The organism is Nocardia sp. NRRL WC-3656 (assembly GCF_000720265.1).
Classification (GTDB): Bacteria; Actinomycetota; Actinomycetes; order Mycobacteriales; family Mycobacteriaceae; genus Nocardia; species Nocardia nova.
In genome coordinates this window covers 1-17,036 of the sequence record NZ_JOJF01000036.1, presented here as the reverse complement: position 1 = coordinate 17,036, position 17,036 = coordinate 1, and the positions used below count along the sequence as shown (strand labels likewise).

Here is a 17,036-nt window from a genome sequence, read left to right as displayed (position 1 = left end):
GGTCTACTCCCCCGGCGCCTCGAGCCGGCCCAGCACATGCCGCAGCGCCGGTTCGAGACGGTCGGTGCGGAAGTGATGGCCCGTGGCCAGCAGCCGGGCCGGCTCCACCCGCTGACTCGCCGCGGCCAGCTCCCGCGCGCCCTGCCCGCCCAGCAGCAGCGCCGGACCGACCTGCGGCACCGGCAGAATCGCGGGCCGGTGGACGACGCGGGCGAGCGTGCGGGTGTATTCGGCGTTGCGGACCGGATGCGGTGCCACCGCGTTCACCGGACCCGACAGCGCGGTATCCCACAGCGCACGGTGGTAGATGTCGATCATGTCGTCGATGCCGATCCACGACATCCATTGCCGCCCACCGGCGATGGGCCCGCCCAATCCGGCACTGAACAACGGCCGCAACAAGCGCAGCAGCCCGCCGGCCGGCGACTGCACCAGCCCGGTCCGCACCCGCACCACCCGGACCCCGGCCTCGCGGGCGGGCCGATCGGCGTCCTCCCAGGCCGAGACCACCTCGGCCAGAAATCCGTCACCGGCCGGACTGTCCTCGGTGAGCACCCGATCGCCGAGGTCGTAGCCGTAGTAGCCGATCGCGGAGGCCCCGACGAAGGTCGGCAATCCGGTTCGCGCGGCCAGCTCCGCGAGCGCGCGCGTGGGTCCCACGCGGCTGTCGCGCACGCGACGTTTGTGCTCGTCGGTGAACCGGCCCGCGATCGGCGCCCCGGCCAGATGGATCAGCGCGTCCACTCCGTCCAGCAGATCGGCGGCGGGCGCGGCCGGATCCCACTGCCGCTCGTCGCGTTCGTGTGTGGTCCCGCGCACCAGCCGGATCACGCGATGGCCGCCGGTTCGCAGAAATGCGGTCAGGGCCGTCCCGACCAGTCCCGAGGCGCCGGTGATCGCGATGGTCGACGATCGCAGGCCGTTCTCGGCGGCCCGGGCGTGGGCCGCCAGATCACCGGCCAGCTGCCGGTGACGGTATTCGAACATGGGCCGCAGCAGCGCGGCGGGCACGGGCGTATCCACCTCGTCGACGATCCGGGTGCGCCCCGCGTCGACGGCTTCGAAGCCGTGGGTGTGGCGCCATGGCACCACGTGCGCGAAGGCCGAGGCGGGGCCCTCGGCGACGAGCTCGTCGGCGAAACGGTGCGGCGGGTCGTAGGCGACCGGGTCGTGGCGGGCCACCCAGCGCAGGTTGCCGGGCAGTGCCAGTTCGGCGCGCCCGTCCTTCAGCGATCCCGCCTCGCGGACCACCCGCACCGGTTGCCACGGCGGCGCCAGCCTGGTCAGCGCACCGGGCCGGGTGAACCATTCGAAGACCTCGGCCTGCGGAAAGTCCACGACATTCGCCGATTCGAAACCCATGAGGCGGCAGTACCCCCGCGACACCGGCCCGAAACGGCCGGCCACCGGCACCGCCGGGCGGCGTCGCCGTTCTCACCGCAGCGGATCGCCCCACGTCGTCCGCTCCCGCAACGCGGCCTTGAGCAGTTTGCCGCCGGCGTTGCGCGGCAACGGCTCGCCGACCACGGTCACATACTGCGGCACTTTGAAGTCGGCCAGCCGTTGGCGGCAGTGCTCGATCAGAGTGGGGATGTCGAGCCCGCCCGGATCGGGGACCACGACGGCGCCGACCTTCTCCCCCATGACCGCGTCCGGCACGGCGAGTACGGCGGCGTCGGTGACACCCGGCGCCGCGAGCAGGACCGCTTCCACCTCGACGCTGGAGACGTTCTCCCCGCCACGGTTGATGATGTCCTTGATGCGGTCGACGATGTGCACCCGCCCGGCGTCGTCGACGCGGACCACGTCACCGGTGTGCAGCCAGCCGTCGATGATGGTCGCGGCGTCGGCCTCGGGCCGATTCCAATAGCAGCCGGTGACATTCGCCCCGCGCACGACCAGTTCGCCGACGCCGGGCTCCTCGCCGAGCGGGGCGATGCCGAGCTGGACGGAGGGCACCGCGTAGCCGACCGAATCGGCGTGGTCGACGGCGTCGCCGTCGGGCAACACCGTCATCAGGGACGCGGTCTCGGTCATGCCGTATCCGTTGAAGACCTGGGCGTTGGGGAACGCGTCTTTCAAAGACAGCACCAGCGACGGTGCGATCGGCGCGCCGCCGTAGCCCACCCAGCGCACCGTGGCGGTGTCCGCGCCGGCGAAGTCGGGGTGCCGCAACATCAGCGCATAGACCGCCGGCACCGTTACCAGGAACGAAATCCGCTCCGTCGACAGCGCGGCGATCAGCTCGGGAAGACCGAGCGCCGGCATGATCACCGCGGTGCCACCGAGATGGACGGCGGTCAGCAGCTGGGAGTTGCAGCCGGTCACGTGGAACAGCGGAACAGAGATCAGCGTCCGCATGCCCTCGCCGATATCGCGGGGCAGTCCGATGCAGCGCACCATGTTCTCGGCATTGGTCACGAACGCCTCGTGCGTGGTGGGCACACCCTTGGGATGGCCCGTGGTGCCCGAGGTGTAGAAGATCGCCGCGCTATCGGCAGCCGAAAGATCCTGCGTCACAACCGGTTCGCCGTCGGGAAGCGGTATGCCGGGAGCGAGGTCGATCCGTGCGCCCGAATCCGCCAGCACGAACTCGACCTCCGGCCCGGCCGAGCGGATGTTGACCGCGACGGCGATACCGCCCGCCATCACCGTGCCCCAGAAGGCGAGCACCCAGTCGACCCCGGCCGGATACCGCACCGCGACACGGTCTCCGCGTTCCAATCCGGCCGCACGCAGACCGCCGGCGACCCGAGCGGCACGCTCCCACAACTGCCGATAGGTCAGGCGATCCGCTCCGAGTTCGACGACCGCTTCACTCTCGGGCCGCGCCTCCACCTGGGCGCGCAGCATATCCAGCAGTGTCGCCGGGAGGCCGGTGTAGTGCGCGACACCGTCACGTTCGGCGATGCCGGTGCGCGGAAAGGGATTGTCGCGGCGCGAAATCTCGATCACCGCGGGTTCGGTTGTCATCAGTGCATCTCCTCGATCGGCCGCGTTCGCACTTCGCCGGGCGCGCAACACATCACGGCCCGTGCAGAGCTCAGGCACCGAAATAGCGGCGCGGGTTGTGGACGAGCATGGTGTCGATCTGCTCGTCGGTGACGCCACGCGCCCGCAGCGCCGGCAGCACGTCGTCGCTGATATGGGTGAAGTTCCAGTTCGGCACGGCGGCGGCCTTGCCCTCCTCGGAGAACCAGTCGATGAAACACGCCGCGTCGTGGGCGAGGACCATCTTCTCGGCGTACCCCCGCTCGACCAGTCGCACCACGGTGTCGACTCGCTGCTCGAACGGCAGCAAGACGTCGAGTCCGAATCGGTCCATGCCGAGATAGGAGCCGGCGTCGGCCAGTGCGCACAGATAATCCAGATCGGTGCTGTCGCCCGAGTGCCCGATGACGACCTTGCCGAGATCCACCCCCTCCTCCGCGAGCACCTTCTGCGCGATCAGGCCGGACTGGTTGTGGACGTTCGTGTGCACCGTGATCGGCGCCCCGGTCTCCACGTGGGCCTGGCCGACCGCGCGCATCACCCGCTCGACTCCGGGCGTCAGGCCCTGTTCCTCGATCGCGCACTTCAGGAATGCGGCCTTCACGCCGGTTCCGGCGATCCCTTCGCGGATGTCCTTGACGAACAGCTCGACCAAGGGCTCGTCGACGTCGAACAGCAGGCCCGGGCCGGTGTAGTGGAACTGGAACGGCACCTCGTTGTAGGTGTAGAGACCGGTCGCCACGATGATATTGATGTCGACCTGCTCATTGATCCGCTGAATCCGCGGGATGTAGCGACCGAGCCCGATCACCGTCGGATCGACGATCGTGTCGATTCCGCGCGCGGCGCATTCACGCAACTTCGCGACCGCATCCGCGACCCGCGCGTCCTCATCCCACTGATTCGGATATTCGGGATAGTTCTGCCGCATCTCCTCGCCGAGCACGAAAACGTGCTCGTGCATCAGCACCTTGCCCAGGGCAGCGGTGTCGAGGGGTCCACGGACGGTTTCAACGGTAGACATCGAATTCCTCGGGGTATCGGCGACGAGCAGGACGGCTATGAAGACCACCGGGACAATGTGATCCACGCCATCCTGTGTGAGACACTGCGCAAGTGTGTCTCAGAGTCGAGGATTCGTCAACCAGCTCGATACGGCCGCCGAGCCGGCACGGCCTGCCGCGGTATGAGGAGATGGACGACATGATCGCTACTTCCGAGGGGCGTCGCGCCGTCGACGCGGCGACGAAGCTGTACCTGGCGGGCGAACAACTCGACATGTCGGTGCTCGCCCGCGACCTGGGCATCGGACGCGCGACGCTGTACCGGCACGTCGGCAACCGGGACGACCTCATCGCGACCGTGCTGGCCGAAGCCACCGAACGCACCTACCGCAAGGTCTTCACCGCCGCCACGGGATCCGGTGCGGCCCTCGTTCTCGACACCCTCGAACGGGTGATGAACGCGGTCGCCGAGTCCGAACCACTGCGGACGCTCACCAGTCGCGAACCGGCGCTGTTCATCCGGCTCGCGCTGCTCCCCGGCAGGATCGAATCGACGTCGGCGCGCATGGTCGCCGAACTGCTCGACAGCGAACAACGTCAGGGAAATCTGACGTTGCCCTTGGCCGCCGATGTCCTGGCCGAGGCCATCGTCCGCATCTGCGACGCGCACCTCTACGCACCCCTGCTCGGCGGCGATCGACCACGGATCGACACCGCGCTGGCCATCGTCGCCCTGCTCCTCGGCGAACGCCGGGCGTGAACGACCGGTGAGCTCAGTCGGCGGGCAGTTCGATACCGTCGGCGGCGACCTTGGCGGCCACCTCATCGGGGAAGATGTTGCGGAACAGGTACAGATCCTGACCTAGCCGCCAGCCCGGGGCCAGCGCGACCGCATAGCGTTCGAAGTAGCCGAGCTGTTTGCCCATCAGCAGCAACTGCTGCGGGCCCGAGGCGCCCCGGCGTTTGCCGAATTCCACCAGCCGGGCCGCGACCTTGCCCATATCCAGTTTCGCCAGCTTGCCCGACAGCACCGGCGCCAGCGCGGTCGCCAGCTGCCGGCCGATGGTGGCGTCGTCACCGTCGTCGCCGTCGAGCAGATCCAGTTCCCGCAGTGCCCGCGCGACCGGTCGGAAGTCACCGTCGATGGCGCTGGCGTGGAACAGTGCGCGCACGAAGGCGCGCCACTGCGGCGTCATGGTGCCGACGATGCCGAAGTCGAGCATGGCGGCGCGGCCGTCGTCGAGCAGCCAGAGGTTTCCGGCGTGCACGTCGCCGTGGAAAAGGCCGTGCACCACAACACTTTCCACCCAAGCCTTGACCAGACGGCGGATCAGCAGCTCGGGGTCGGGATGGGCGGCGCGGATGTCGTCGAAGCGGTCGAGCGGCATGCCGCTCATCCGCTCCATGCACAGCACGCGCGGACCGCAGTACTCCCAGTACACCTCGGGCACGACCACACCGGTGTTGTCGCCGAAGGCGGCCAGATCGGCCCTCGCCTGCGCCTGATTGCGGGCCTCGTTGCGGAAGTCCAGCTCGGCGACGGTCGTGTCGAACAGATCGCGCACCACGCCTTCGGCATTGGCGATGCGGGCGTTCTCCGAGCGTTTGGTCAGCGCACCGGCCAGCCGGTACGCGGCGCGCAGATCGACGATCATGCGGCGGGCGATGTCGGGGCGCTGCACCTTCAGCACCGCCGGGCGGCCGTCGGCGAGCACGCAGGCGTGCACCTGAGCCACCGAGGCGGCCGAGAGCGGTTCGTCGTCGAATTCCCGGAACAGCCGGTCGATCGGGGCGCCGAGATCGGCCTCGATCACCGCGCGGGCGTCGGTGGCCGGAAACGGCGGCACGTCGTCGAGGCAGCGCAGGCACGCGTCGGCGAGCTCGTCCGGAAACGAGGCCGGCGACGAGGCGATGAGCTGGCCGAGTTTGACGAACATCGGGCCCAGCGCCTCGAAACCGTCGACCGTGCCGTCGGCCATCGCCCGCCGGCGCTTGGCCGGGCGCAGACCCTCACGCAGGACCCGGCGCGTCACCCGGCTGCCGATCGTCGTGCCGATCGCGGCGGTACGCCGGAACTCCGCGAATCCGAATTTCTCCAGCGCCGGTACCGGCTGCGGCGGAGTCGCCCCCGCGCCCGGTCCGGAGGCGGTCTGCGTGGCCGCCGCCGTCACCGCAGGACCCCGCCGGTCACCTGCTCACCTGCCCGAATCATCCGTTGCGACCGTCCCATCGTCGTATCGTTCGTGCACAGTCTACGACTGCCGGGCCACCGTACCGGCCGATGTGACCCGCCGCACCCGAACCGCCCTGCTCGCAGCAACGCCACCGTCACGGCGTGACCGGCCGGTTCACGGCGCGATGCCGAGACCCGCGGCGAGTATCGGCCAGGAGCGTTTCAGCGCGTCCTGCCAGTAGCCCCACGAGTGTGTGCCCGTGGGTTCGAAGTCGAAGGTCGCCGGAATACCCAACTCCCCCAGACGAGTCGACATATTGTGCGTACACCAGTTCACCGCGGCCTCGATCACCCCGCCGATCACGAGCTGATCCAGATATCCGCGCGGACCGGGCTGCATGTGGTCACCGCCGTACACGTCGTACATACCGGGCACGCCGGTTCCGGTGGAGATGAACAGATTCAGTCCCCGCAGCCCGTCGGCGTGCACGTACGGGTCGTTGGCCGCCCACATCGGATCGTCGTCGGGGCCGTACATGTTCTCCACATCGCCGCCGCCCCAGGTCTGTACCGCCATCTTGACGAATTCCCGGCCGATCGGATCACTGATCTGCGCACATCCGGAATACGCGGCCACCGACCGATACAGTCCCGGGGCGGCGATCGGCAACTGCAACACCGAGGTTCCCGAGGTCGACAACCCGGCCAGCGCGTTGGCGCCGGTGGTGCGATAGCGCCCGTCGATCAGCGGCGGCAGTTCCGCGGTGAGAAACGTCTTCCATTTGTACACACCGAGTTTCGGATCCGGCGCGCGCCAATCGGTGTAGTAGCTCCAGCGGCCCCCGACCGGCTGCACGACGTAGGTCTGCTTCGCGGACAGGAAGCCCGCGACATCGGTGTTGCGCTCCCACGTGGCCGAATCCTGTCCTCCCCCACCGCCGTTGAGCAGATACAGCACCGGCGCGGGCGCCTGGTCGTCGGCGGGCAATTGCACCTTCACCATGATGTCGGTGTTCATCGCCGCCGAATGCACCCGCAACTGCTCGGTGCGCGGATAGAGCCGCCAGCTGCCGGTGACCGCCGACCCGTCCGCGGCGACCGGTTCGGGTTGCGCGCCGGCGGGCGCGGCCCCCAGCACCGCGCCCGCCAGCACCAGAACGACGGGAATGATGCTGCCGCGCAACATCTTTCCGAACATGAGAACTCCTTCGCGAAGTAACGGATCGCCGCAGCGGCGGGCCGAGACGAAAAGGCCCGCCGGGCGATGCGGTGTGAGGGCATCGCCCGGCGGGCGCACCACCGTGGGTGTGTGCACTCCTGAGCGCGGATACGAGGCCGGCGTGTCCCCGATCCGCGCCGGACCCCACGGCGGCGTGCGACCCGCCGGAACACGAGGGGAATTCAGGGTTTTCGCGTTCCGGCGGGCAGGTCGCCACGACTCAGAGCTTGCCGCCGCCGCCCAGCAGCCACGGGTTGAAGCTGCAGGTCAGCGCAGGAGTCTGGGCCGGGTCGAGGGCATGCAGGATGATCGACAACACCCGCGGCGAATACATCATCGTCAGGTGATCCGACAGATCCTGCTCGCATCCGTCCTGCAGGGTGACGTTCTCGACCGTCGCACCGGGCCCGGGCTGCAGGAAGGTCAGGTCGTACGGCGTGGTGACCTCGTCGTAGCGGGTGCCGACCACCGTGTAGTCCACACCGGGCATGGTGTCGCCACCGGCGTTGAGCTGATTGACGAAATCCGAACCGACCGTCTGCTGGATACCGGAGTGGCCCACGAAGATCTCGACCAGTCCGAGCACGTCGATGCCGAAGTTGTTGATGGCCCGGCCCAGCGCCCCGATACCGTCGAGGGTCGTGCCGTGGTTGGTGGCGCCGAAGGTCATCATGTGATGCACCTTCGCCGCACCACCGTCGAACTTCAGATACCACCGCGACATAGCGCCACCTTGAGAATGGCCGACCAGATTCACCTTCTGCGACCCGGTCGCGGCCAGCACGCGATCCACGAACTGCGCCAACTGCTTCGACGAATCCTGAATCAAACCGGTGCCGTTGGCACCCGGCAGTACCGATCCGAGTCCGCCGCCCTGAATGAGATTGGATTTGCCGTAATTGAAGGTGAAGACGCAGTAGCCGGCGTCCTTGATGGGCTGACTGACGAAGGAGAAGTTGTCGTAGGCGTTCTCCCACGTCCCGTGCACCAGCACCACCGGCTCCGGATGCGCCGCGGTCGGCTTGCAATTCCAGTCGTTGGTCCCCGGCGGGGCCACATCCGGATGCAGCAGGCCGTAGCCGAAGGCGGCCAGGAACGAGCTCTGTGCCGGGCCGTAGCCGATGGTGTCGCTGGAGGTTCCACCCGATGATCCCGAGCTGGACCCCGAGCCGCCGTAGCAGTCACCGGAGCCGTTGCCGGAGCCCGCGCCACTGCCCGAGGTGCAGGCCGAACCGGTGCCGGCGCTGCCGGTGTCGGCGATCGGGTGGGCGGCGGGATTCTTCAGTCCCTGGTCGATGAAGTCGACCAGTTGCTGCTCCTGCTGCTGATCGTTCGACGCCCCCGCCGGCTCGGCGTCGGCGCCGACCCCCGCGAAGCCCATCATCAACAGCGAAACCCCCACGACGACCGCGGCGCTCAGCGACCTGCGGCGGGTGTTTGGTCTCATGGGTGAACCTTTCGTCAGAACATCGGCGTTCTTTGTTGCGATGCGCGACCGCGAGCCGCGCGGCCGAAACCGAACTCAGACGCTAAAGTCGCTGACGAGCCGCCGATACCGACAAAGGCAGTCTCTTCGGAATCTCACGAGACGCCGAACGGACCGCAGTGAAGTTGCACAGCCGGGCGAATTGTCCGGCGACGCCGGAGCTTTTCCCGAATCGGCGCAGTCACAGCAGTAATCCCGAATGTGCCGTGAAATATCCAGCGATACAACCAATTACGACGCAATCACGAACAGATATCGGATTCTCACTGGGAGTTGTCCGTCCGGTCCGGTCCACGTGAGCACGTGGCACGGCCCCACGTCGTCTGGAGTCCTGATGCCCGGCATTCGTATCACTGTGCGACCCACCGGTTTTCGCTTGCTCGCCGCCACCGCGCTGGCCGTCGGCGCTCTCACCGCGGTCGCGCTTCCCGCCGCAGCTGCCGATCCGCTCACCGATGCGGCCGGCGTCATCGAACAGCTGCGCGCCGTCGGCGATCCGCTGCCGCCGCTGCCCGCCCCGCACGGGCCGACCACCGCGATCGTGGTGCTCGGTTACGGGCTGATGCCCGACGGGACCATGCGCCCCGAACTCGTCGCCCGGCTGGAGGCGGCGCTCGTGCAGGCGATGGTGTCGCCGGCCTCGCCGATCATCGTCACCGGCGGAAATCCGCAGGGCGGCACCACCGAAGCCGACGCCATGGCCCGCTGGCTCGTCGCCCACGGCACGGCCCCCGACCGGATCCACATCGAATCACGTGCCGGCGATACCGTCGAAAACGCCACCAACTCCGCGGAAATGATGCACGCGCTGGGCGCCGGCGATGCGGTGGTCGTCACCTCGGCCGACCACATGCCCCGCGCCGTAGCCGATTTCGTCGATGCGGGCGTGCCGGTGGTCGGCACGGTCAGCCCGCAGGATCTGCCGCCGGTGGTGCTGGAGGTGTTCGGGCCCCGACAGTGAAACCGGAGTCGCCGGTCGTCTCAGCGCGGACCCCAGGTCCGCGCTATCCCCAGCCCGACGGCCAGCGCATCCCATGCCGAGGGCAAGGCGGCGGTGAAATCGGGCCACGAATGCGTCCCCGCGGGGATGTAGCGCACGGTGGCCGGGATGTTCAGCTGAGCGAGCCGCGCGGCGAAGCGCTCGGTACATGTGCGCGCCCCCGCCTCCAGCGCCACGCCACCACCCGCGGACCGCAGCGCACCGGCGACGTCGTGCGCTGTGGCGATCGCGGTCAGATCCGGTGGGCTCGGCAGGCCCGTCGCGGCCGACAGATAGATCGGGGTGCCGCGCAAGGTATCGGCGCCCAGATAACTGTCGTGGGCCGCCCACTCCGGCGAATTCGGTGGGCCCCAGAGGTTTTCGGGGTTGCCGCCGCGCGAGGCCACGGTGATGCGAGTGACGGCCTGGCCGACCTCGTCCGCGGTGGAATAACAGCCGCTGATGCCCGCCACCGCGCGATAGAAGCCGGGATGGCGCTGTGCCAGCATCATCGCCGCCTGCGCTCCCATCGACACTCCCGCGATGGCCCGGCGCCCGTCGGCATGCAGATATTTCTCCACGATCGGCGGCAATTCGTCGACGAGGAAGGTCTCCCAGCGGTTGAGGCCCAGGTTCTGGTCGTAATGGTCCCAGTCGGCGTACATACTGCCCACGCCGTCACCGGGCAGCACCACGTCGACCGGTTTGCCGGCGAAGAAGCGCGCGGCGTCGCCGTCGGTGAGCCAGCCCGAGGTCGCCGCACCCTCCACGCCGTCGAGAAGATAGAGGGTGGGCCGGGGTTCGCTCCCGGCGCCGTGCAGCACATCGATGGGCACCACCCGATGCATCGCGGCGGAGGCGACATACAGCCGATCCCAGCCCGGCCCGCGGGTTTCGGTGCGCACCAATTCCGTTCGCGTCACGGCGGGATCGATCGCCGGCGGGGCCGGAGGTGGGGGCGCGGCCGGATCGGCGCACACCGGAGCCGCCGCCATCGCGCCGGCGGCCACGGCCAAGGCAGCGCTCAGCGCCGCACGAGTGATCACCGCTGCACCACCGCCGGACCGTCCGCGAACGCCGTCTCCCGGGCGCGCGCTCGTTCCCGCCGTTCCCGGAAGCGGACGGCCGTCTTCTCCAGAGCGGCCAGATAGGCGGCCAGTTCGTCGCGGGCCCGCTCGCCCGTCCCGGTCAGATCGGTGCGATCGAACACATGCCAGTTGCGCAGCACCGGACGCAGCACCGTCTCCAGATGCTGCGGCGGATCGTAGATGCCGTGGGCGGCCAGCAGCAGCGCGTGCCGCCGGAAGCCGGGCCCTGCCGACCCGGGCAGGCGGAAACCGGTGACCGCCTCGGTGATCGCACGCATCATCGCGTCCGGAGCCAGCTCGAGGGCGGCCCGGGAGATATTGCGATAGAAGATCATATGCAGGTTCTCGTCGGTGGCGATGCGCGACAGCATCCGGTCGGCGATCGGTTCACCACAGGCGATGCCGGTGTTGCGGTGACTGATCCGGGTGGCCAGCTCCTGCAGTGTCACACAGGCCAACCCGCGCAGCAACCGCGGGACCTCCGGCGCGGCGACGCCGCTGGTCAGCCGAGTCATCCGGGCGCGTTCCAGCGCAACGGGATCCACCGCGCGGGTCACCACCAGGTAGTCGCGGATCACGATCGCGTGGCGGTTCTCCTCCGCGGTCCAGCATCCCACCCACGTGCCCCAGGCCCCGTCGCCGCCGACCATCTCGGTGATCGCGCGATGGCAGGAGGGCAGATCGTCCTCGGCGAGCAGATTGGTGACCAACGCCACCCGAGCCACCTCCGGCAACGCCGATTGTCGCGGCTCCCAATCGTTTCCGCCCAGTGCCGCGAAATTGCGGCCCTCACCCCAGGGCACGTAGTCGTGCGGATGCCAGGCGCGCGCCTTGCGCAGATGATCCGCGAGGCAGCGTTCGGCGACAGGTTCCAACGCGCGGAGCAGATCGTGATCGGTCACGGCGAGGCTCACGCATACCCCTCGGTGCGCGAATCGGTTCCGAGGTCGAAGGCCAGCAACGCCAGGCTCGCGCGTGCCAGATCGTCCGGGCGGGCCAGTTCGATTCCGGTCAGTCGCTCGATGCGCCGCACCCGGTGCGCGACGCTGTTCGGGTGAATCGCCAGCCGCACCGCGGTCGATTTGCGGTCCAGACCCGAATCCACATAGGTGCGAAGGGTTTCCAGCAGATCCGGATGCGGCCGCAACGGACCGAGCACCGCGGCCAGATGCGCACGCGCCGGACCGGGCCGGGTCAGCTGGTACTCCACCGCGACGTCGGCGATCTCGTACAGCCCCGGCGGGCGGCCCAGTGCGCGTACCAGTTCCAGCAGTTCATGGGCCTGGGCGGCCAGCTCCGGGATGCGTGCGGTGGGACCGGCGACGACGGTCGCGGTCAGCGGCACCGAGGCCGCCGCGGACAGTACGTCCAGGGTGTCGGCGGTCAATACCGGGGCGTCGATGCGGGCGGTGGCATCGGGGTCGTCGACCGGCACCAGCACGGTGCCGCCGTCGACGGAGAGCAGTGACAGCGCCCGTGAACCCAGCACCGGCGCCAGCGCGCTCTGCAGTCGGCGCAGTTTGCGGCGGGCCACCGTTTCGGCATTGCGACGTGGATCGGATTCGCCGGGATGCGGAGCGATCGACAGCGCCACCACCTGATAGGCAGGCGCGACCGCGATCCCGGTGCGGCGGGCCAGCGCCGCGCGGCCGTGTCCGCTGAGCAGCGCGGTGACCAGGGTCTGGGCCGCGGTCTGATGATGCCGTGCGGCCGAACGGTGTTCGTCGAGATAGGCGGCCGAGGTGGCGACCGTCACCGTCTCCAGCAGGCGCAGGGCCTGCTCGGCGTCGGCGAACAACGTCTCGCCGTCACCGCGGCCACCGGCGATATCGCTGAACGCGCGCCGCACCGCCTCGTGGTAGGCGCGCAGCACGGTGTCGAGGTCGATGCCCTCACGCGCCCAGGCGCCGGCCCGGCCGACCAGTTCGGCCAGCCGCGCGGCATCCGCCGGTTCGGGATCGGGTTCGGCGACCATATCGGCGGCCAGGGCGAGACATTCGCGCACCCCGGCGCCGAATTCGGCGGTGGTGTCGGAATGCGGCGCCGGCGCGTCGGTGCGCACACTTCGGGTCAGAGTCGCCGCCAGGCTGGGTGCGGATGGTGTCATCGGGTCGCTCCAGAATCTGTCCCCGCGCGAAGTGTGCCCGCCGGATGCCTTGGGGTGAGGGTGCACCCGGCGGGCGGTTCCACTGCTACGCACAGTGACCGCGTCGAGGAAGGGGTTGGAAGTCCTGGTGCCGCGGGTCGAGCTGTGTGCCGTGAGCGGCGGCTTCGAGTTGGGAGCCGCTCACCGGTGGCCGGTCCGGCGTCCGCACTGCCGACCTCCTCTCCTTACGGAAGGTGCGGGTGCGCCGGTTGCCGAACGCGGCACCGTCCGCGCAAAAACCGGTGCCGCGTTCACATCACGGTACGGCCACGGAATCGCCTCGAACCCGAAACACCGTCGATCCGATGACAATTCATGAATCGCACCGGGGGCGGCTGGGGTGGCGGCACAAAATCATCCGCGCCCCGGCGCGAGAGAAAGACGCCGCCGTTTCAGCATTCACTCGGGGCGGAAACGCCCTGCAATCGCTGATCGACCCAGCCCATGGCCTCCGGATACCCCAAGCCCGCTGCGATGATGTGCTCGCCCGGCACGCTGCGATACACCGCCGCCACGCCCAGTGAGCATTGGTCGCGATAGAACTCGCGCGCCCCGGCGGCCGGAATCCAGAATTCCTGTTCGCCGTTGTAGACATACAGCGGCACAGCGGATTTCATGCCCTGCATCCGCGTCACCCGGTAGATGTCACCGGCCAGCGCGCTGTGCAGCGGATCGGGGGTGTCGGCGGCGATATCGATCGGCAGTGACAGCACCCCGGGAACGGCGAACACACCGGCGCAGGTGTCCTTGAGCGGAGAGAGGGCCGCCCACCGGGCCAGATTGTTCATCCTGGCCAGGATTTCCGGCCGCTCCCGTCCCACCCCGAAGGTGGCTGCCAGGAACACACCCGAGGCGAAGTTGGCGTTCATGCTCTGCGAGAGGATCTGATAGTCGGCCGGCACGCCGCCCAATGCGGCGCCGACGATCAGCGGCGCCAATTCCGGTGCGTAGGAATCGATCAGCGCCACCGCGCCGCGGGTGGCGATGGCACCACCGGAGTATCCGTGCATGGCGTAGCGGCTGGCGCCGAATTCCGCGGGCAGCTCCGTGCGCATCGCCCGGATCGCGTCGAGCACGGCGTGGCCGGCCACGAAGGGTTCGGCATAGGCCATCCGCGGACCCTCGTGATCGGGAATCAGCACCGCGTACCCGCGCAACAGCGCCAATTGCGTGGTGGGCGGGACGAAATCGGTGGTGCCGGTATCCCCGGAGAAACCGTGCGCGAGTGTGTAGCCGGGCGTACAGGTCCGGCCCAGCGCGTCGATGGGAAGATTGTTCACCAGCACCGGCCGCGATCCGGGACCCGTCCACGGTGCGGCCGGAATCGCCAGTGTCGCAGTCGCATACGAGGGTGCGTCGTGGGCGTCGGTGGTGCGGTATTTCACCTGCAACGCCTGCCGCACGGGCACCACCAGCAGCGGAGCGGCGGTCGCCGTCACGTCCCGGGTCGCGATCACATCACCGGGCCGCAGCCCCGCGAGATCCGCGGGCCAGTCGTCGAGCAGCGGATCGCCCACCGGCGAGGGCATGACGGCCTGCTGCAGCCGGGCCAGGTCGGCGGTGACGCCGGTCTCCCCGGCGGCCGCCTGATCGGCCACCGGGATGGGTGGCGGCGGCACCAGGACGTTGATCCACTGCTGCAGCTGCGCGAGCCCCGGCGCCGGCGGATTCGACCGCGCCGGATCCGGATCCTGGGGTGCGAGCGGTTGCCCCGGCAACCCGGGTAAGGCGATCGCCGGTAACGGCAAGGCCGGCAGGGGAATCGGCGGCTGGGCCGCTGCGGTACCCGCAACAGGACCGCAACCGATCAGCAATACCGTGACCAGTACATGCCGGATTCGCATGGCGCACCCCACTAAAGCTCACCGCTGGTTCCCGTGCGCTGCCAACCCGAGTTCCGCGCTGAACCAGGTGTTTCGAGATTACCGGGGCGAATCCGGCTGTCCGGGCGGCGTGTTCGGATCGTGCGCGCCGCGAGTCCGCATCGATATCGAATCCGGCACGCCCGCGCGGTGCGGGGCCGGCGCGCTCAGCAGTTGCTCGGCACCGGCTGAGCGTGCATGCGGCCGTCGAGCCAGCTCAGCACCTGCGGCAGGCCCAGCACGGCCGCGGTGAGGTGGTCGGGCACCGGAATGGCCTCCGACTGGACCGTGACCCCGGCCTGGCACCAGCGCCGATCGGTATTGACGATCGAATCCACCGGGATCAGGCCGTCGATGGGCGAATGCCATTCGAAGACCGGCATATTCGGCACGCTGTCGGTGTAGAGCTCGAGACTGTTGTCCTCGACCACCTTGCGCGCGACCGGATCCTCGGTCATCGACGTGGTTTTCGCGAACTCGCTCACCCCGTGCCCCGCGCCCGCGGCCAGCAGTCCGTTGGTGCAACTGTTCGCCATCACCTGCCGCACCGCCATACCCTTGTCGTTGAGCTGGTCCGACAGCGGGAACCGGTCGGGGTATTCACGTTCCAGGCCGAGTCCGGCCGCCATCGCCAGGCCGAAGGCCGGATGCGAGCCGTACCCCAGGCCCTCCAGCATCTTCACCATGTTCATCGGCACGCCCCCGGCCGCGGCCCCTGCGATGCGCAGTTCCGGTGCGTAGACCGGCGCCAGCGCGGCCGCCCATGCGGTGGCCATGCCGCCGCCGGAGTAGCCGGCCATCGTCACCGGGCTGTGCTCGAGTTTCAGATCGGCGGCGTGCTGTACCGCGCGAATGCCGTCCAGGGTGATCTGGCCGCCCAGACGCGCTGCGCCGTAGGCGAACTGCGGCCCGAGATGGTCGGGCATCGCGATACTCCAGCCGCGCTGCAACACCACGTTGTAGGCAGGCGCCTCGCGGACCATCAGATCCGGGTTCTTGGTGTAGAGCACATGGGAGACACTGCAATCGGCGCCGAGTCCGTTGATGATCGTCTGATACGACAGCAGTGGCCCGTCGGCCGCCCGCTTGCGCGGCGTCAGGACGGTGGTGGTCGCCGCGATCGGCTTGCCCTCGGAATTGGTCGAGCGGAACTTGATCAGCGTGATGTCGGTGTCGGGGAAGATGTCCAGCGGCGGTAGCGGTTTCGTCGCCAGCACATCGCCCGGCTTGTGCTCGGCGATGTCGGCCGGCGCGGCGTAGAACGGATCCGGGTCCGGTGCCGGGTAGATCGGTTGCGCCGGTGCGGAAGTCGTGGCGGCAGCGAACAGCAACAGACTGCCGGCGGCGACGCTCAGCGCCCGCCGGACCGCGGTGAGGCCCATGGGCCAAGAGATTATCGCGCGCGCGAGGCAACCCGAAATCGGCACCGCAGGTCCTGAGAAATCACAAGTTTGCCGCGCGGCGGTATGTGTCACGCGATGAATTCCGCACTGAAACCTGTTCGGGTTACCCGCGAGTACGTAGCTTCGTTCCTGCACCGATGCAAAGGAGCACGGCTATGGACATCTCCGAAACGGCCCCCGACATACCCACTCGCCGGATCACGGTCTACTTCGGCGGCACCGGCCCCGACGGCGACATGGTGCTCGAATACGCCGCCACCCGCGCCGAGGCCTGGGAGTTCGCCGCCGCCGCCGTGCATTCCGGGCTGGCGGTCACCGTGGACGGCATGGTCCGGCCCGGATTGCGACCGCTGCCCTGCCGCCGATTGTGGCATTGAGGAACCGATCCGCGTCCCGGCGACTGTGAGCGATCACAACGGCCCGCCGACCTGCTTCGATTTCCGCACAGACGATTCGCGAAGCACCCTCGGTTCCCGGCCCGCCGGTTAGCGTTAACCGCCGGAACAGATAGTTCGGGAGTAGAAGGAGTCAGTGATGACCGTCGACAGCTCCAACAGGTCCAGTCTCACCTTCTCGGGACGGCCCATGTCGTCGCCGTTGAAGGATGTGTGGTCGCTGTCGCGGCACATGGTCGGCCACTTCGTCGAAAACGTCGCCCCCTGCGGCACCCTGCCCGGCGACGCCA

The 17,036-nt window shown here is 68.9% G+C and carries 14 protein-coding genes; 3 read left to right on the top strand and 11 right to left on the bottom strand.

Going from position 1 to position 17,036, the window contains the following annotated elements; genetic code table 11:
- Positions 1-3: 3 nt before the first annotated feature.
- The 3 genes from IG65_RS0130345 to IG65_RS0130335 form a co-directional block, all read right to left on the bottom strand.
- On the bottom strand, positions 4-1,362 hold the full coding sequence (locus tag IG65_RS0130345) for a TIGR01777 family oxidoreductase (RefSeq protein WP_030518383.1): 1,359 nt from the start codon (positions 1,360-1,362) through the stop codon (positions 4-6).
- A 72-nt stretch (positions 1,363-1,434) separates the two neighbouring features.
- Positions 1,435-2,955 carry a class I adenylate-forming enzyme family protein gene (locus tag IG65_RS0130340; protein ID WP_030518382.1) on the bottom strand — a complete coding sequence of 507 codons (1,521 nt, stop codon included), beginning with the start codon at positions 2,953-2,955 and terminating at the stop codon, positions 1,435-1,437.
- A gap of 88 nt (positions 2,956-3,043) precedes the next feature.
- Entirely contained in the window at positions 3,044-4,015 is a 972-nt protein-coding gene (locus tag IG65_RS0130335; protein ID WP_030518381.1) for a phosphotriesterase, read from the bottom strand.
- 179 nt (positions 4,016-4,194) lie between these two features.
- Here IG65_RS0130335 and IG65_RS0130330 point away from each other — a divergent pair, with 179 nt between their 5' ends.
- Positions 4,195-4,755: a QsdR family transcriptional regulator gene (locus IG65_RS0130330; protein WP_030518380.1), complete on the top strand. Its 561-nt coding sequence runs from the start codon at positions 4,195-4,197 to the stop codon at positions 4,753-4,755.
- A 13-nt stretch (positions 4,756-4,768) separates the two neighbouring features.
- Here IG65_RS0130330 and IG65_RS0130325 read toward each other — a convergent pair whose 3' ends face one another.
- The 3 genes from IG65_RS0130325 to IG65_RS0130315 form a co-directional block, all read right to left on the bottom strand.
- Positions 4,769-6,166, bottom strand: coding sequence for an AarF/ABC1/UbiB kinase family protein (locus IG65_RS0130325; RefSeq protein WP_030518379.1), 1,398 nt, complete (start codon positions 6,164-6,166; stop codon positions 4,769-4,771).
- 177 nt (positions 6,167-6,343) lie between these two features.
- Positions 6,344-7,366: an alpha/beta hydrolase family protein gene (locus IG65_RS0130320; protein ID WP_051757233.1), complete on the bottom strand. Its 1,023-nt coding sequence runs from the start codon at positions 7,364-7,366 to the stop codon at positions 6,344-6,346.
- Between the two features lie 241 nt (positions 7,367-7,607).
- Entirely contained in the window at positions 7,608-8,834 is a 1,227-nt protein-coding gene (locus tag IG65_RS0130315; protein ID WP_030518377.1) for a triacylglycerol lipase, read from the bottom strand.
- Positions 8,835-9,207: 373 nt separating this feature from the next.
- Between IG65_RS0130315 and IG65_RS0130310 the strand changes: the two genes are divergently transcribed.
- Complete coding sequence (locus IG65_RS0130310) at positions 9,208-9,834, top strand: YdcF family protein (protein WP_030518376.1); 627 nt, start codon at positions 9,208-9,210, stop codon at positions 9,832-9,834.
- A 20-nt stretch (positions 9,835-9,854) separates the two neighbouring features.
- On the opposite strand, the gene IG65_RS0130305 is transcribed toward IG65_RS0130310, so the two are convergent.
- From IG65_RS0130305 to IG65_RS0130285, 5 genes are all read right to left on the bottom strand, one after another.
- A complete protein-coding gene (locus tag IG65_RS0130305; RefSeq protein WP_030518375.1) occupies positions 9,855-10,898 on the bottom strand; it encodes an alpha/beta hydrolase family protein in 1,044 nt (347 codons plus the stop codon).
- Complete coding sequence (locus IG65_RS0130300; protein WP_030518374.1) at positions 10,895-11,854, bottom strand: acyl-ACP desaturase; 960 nt, start codon at positions 11,852-11,854, stop codon at positions 10,895-10,897. Before IG65_RS0130300 ends, IG65_RS0130305 begins: the two co-directional genes overlap by 4 nt.
- Positions 11,851-13,047 (bottom strand): CdaR family transcriptional regulator, encoded by a 1,197-nt coding sequence (locus IG65_RS0130295; RefSeq protein WP_156055850.1) that lies wholly within the window; start codon positions 13,045-13,047, stop codon positions 11,851-11,853. Before IG65_RS0130295 ends, IG65_RS0130300 begins: the two co-directional genes overlap by 4 nt.
- Positions 13,048-13,478: 431 nt before the next feature.
- Entirely contained in the window at positions 13,479-14,930 is a 1,452-nt protein-coding gene (locus IG65_RS0130290; protein WP_030518372.1) for a lipase family protein, read from the bottom strand.
- 185 nt (positions 14,931-15,115) lie between these two features.
- Complete coding sequence (locus IG65_RS0130285; protein ID WP_030518371.1) at positions 15,116-16,330, bottom strand: lipase family protein; 1,215 nt, start codon at positions 16,328-16,330, stop codon at positions 15,116-15,118.
- A gap of 176 nt (positions 16,331-16,506) precedes the next feature.
- Here IG65_RS0130285 and IG65_RS0130280 point away from each other — a divergent pair, with 176 nt between their 5' ends.
- On the top strand, positions 16,507-16,728 hold the full coding sequence (locus IG65_RS0130280) for a hypothetical protein (protein WP_030518370.1): 222 nt from the start codon (positions 16,507-16,509) through the stop codon (positions 16,726-16,728).
- The last annotated feature ends 308 nt before the right edge of the window (positions 16,729-17,036 follow it).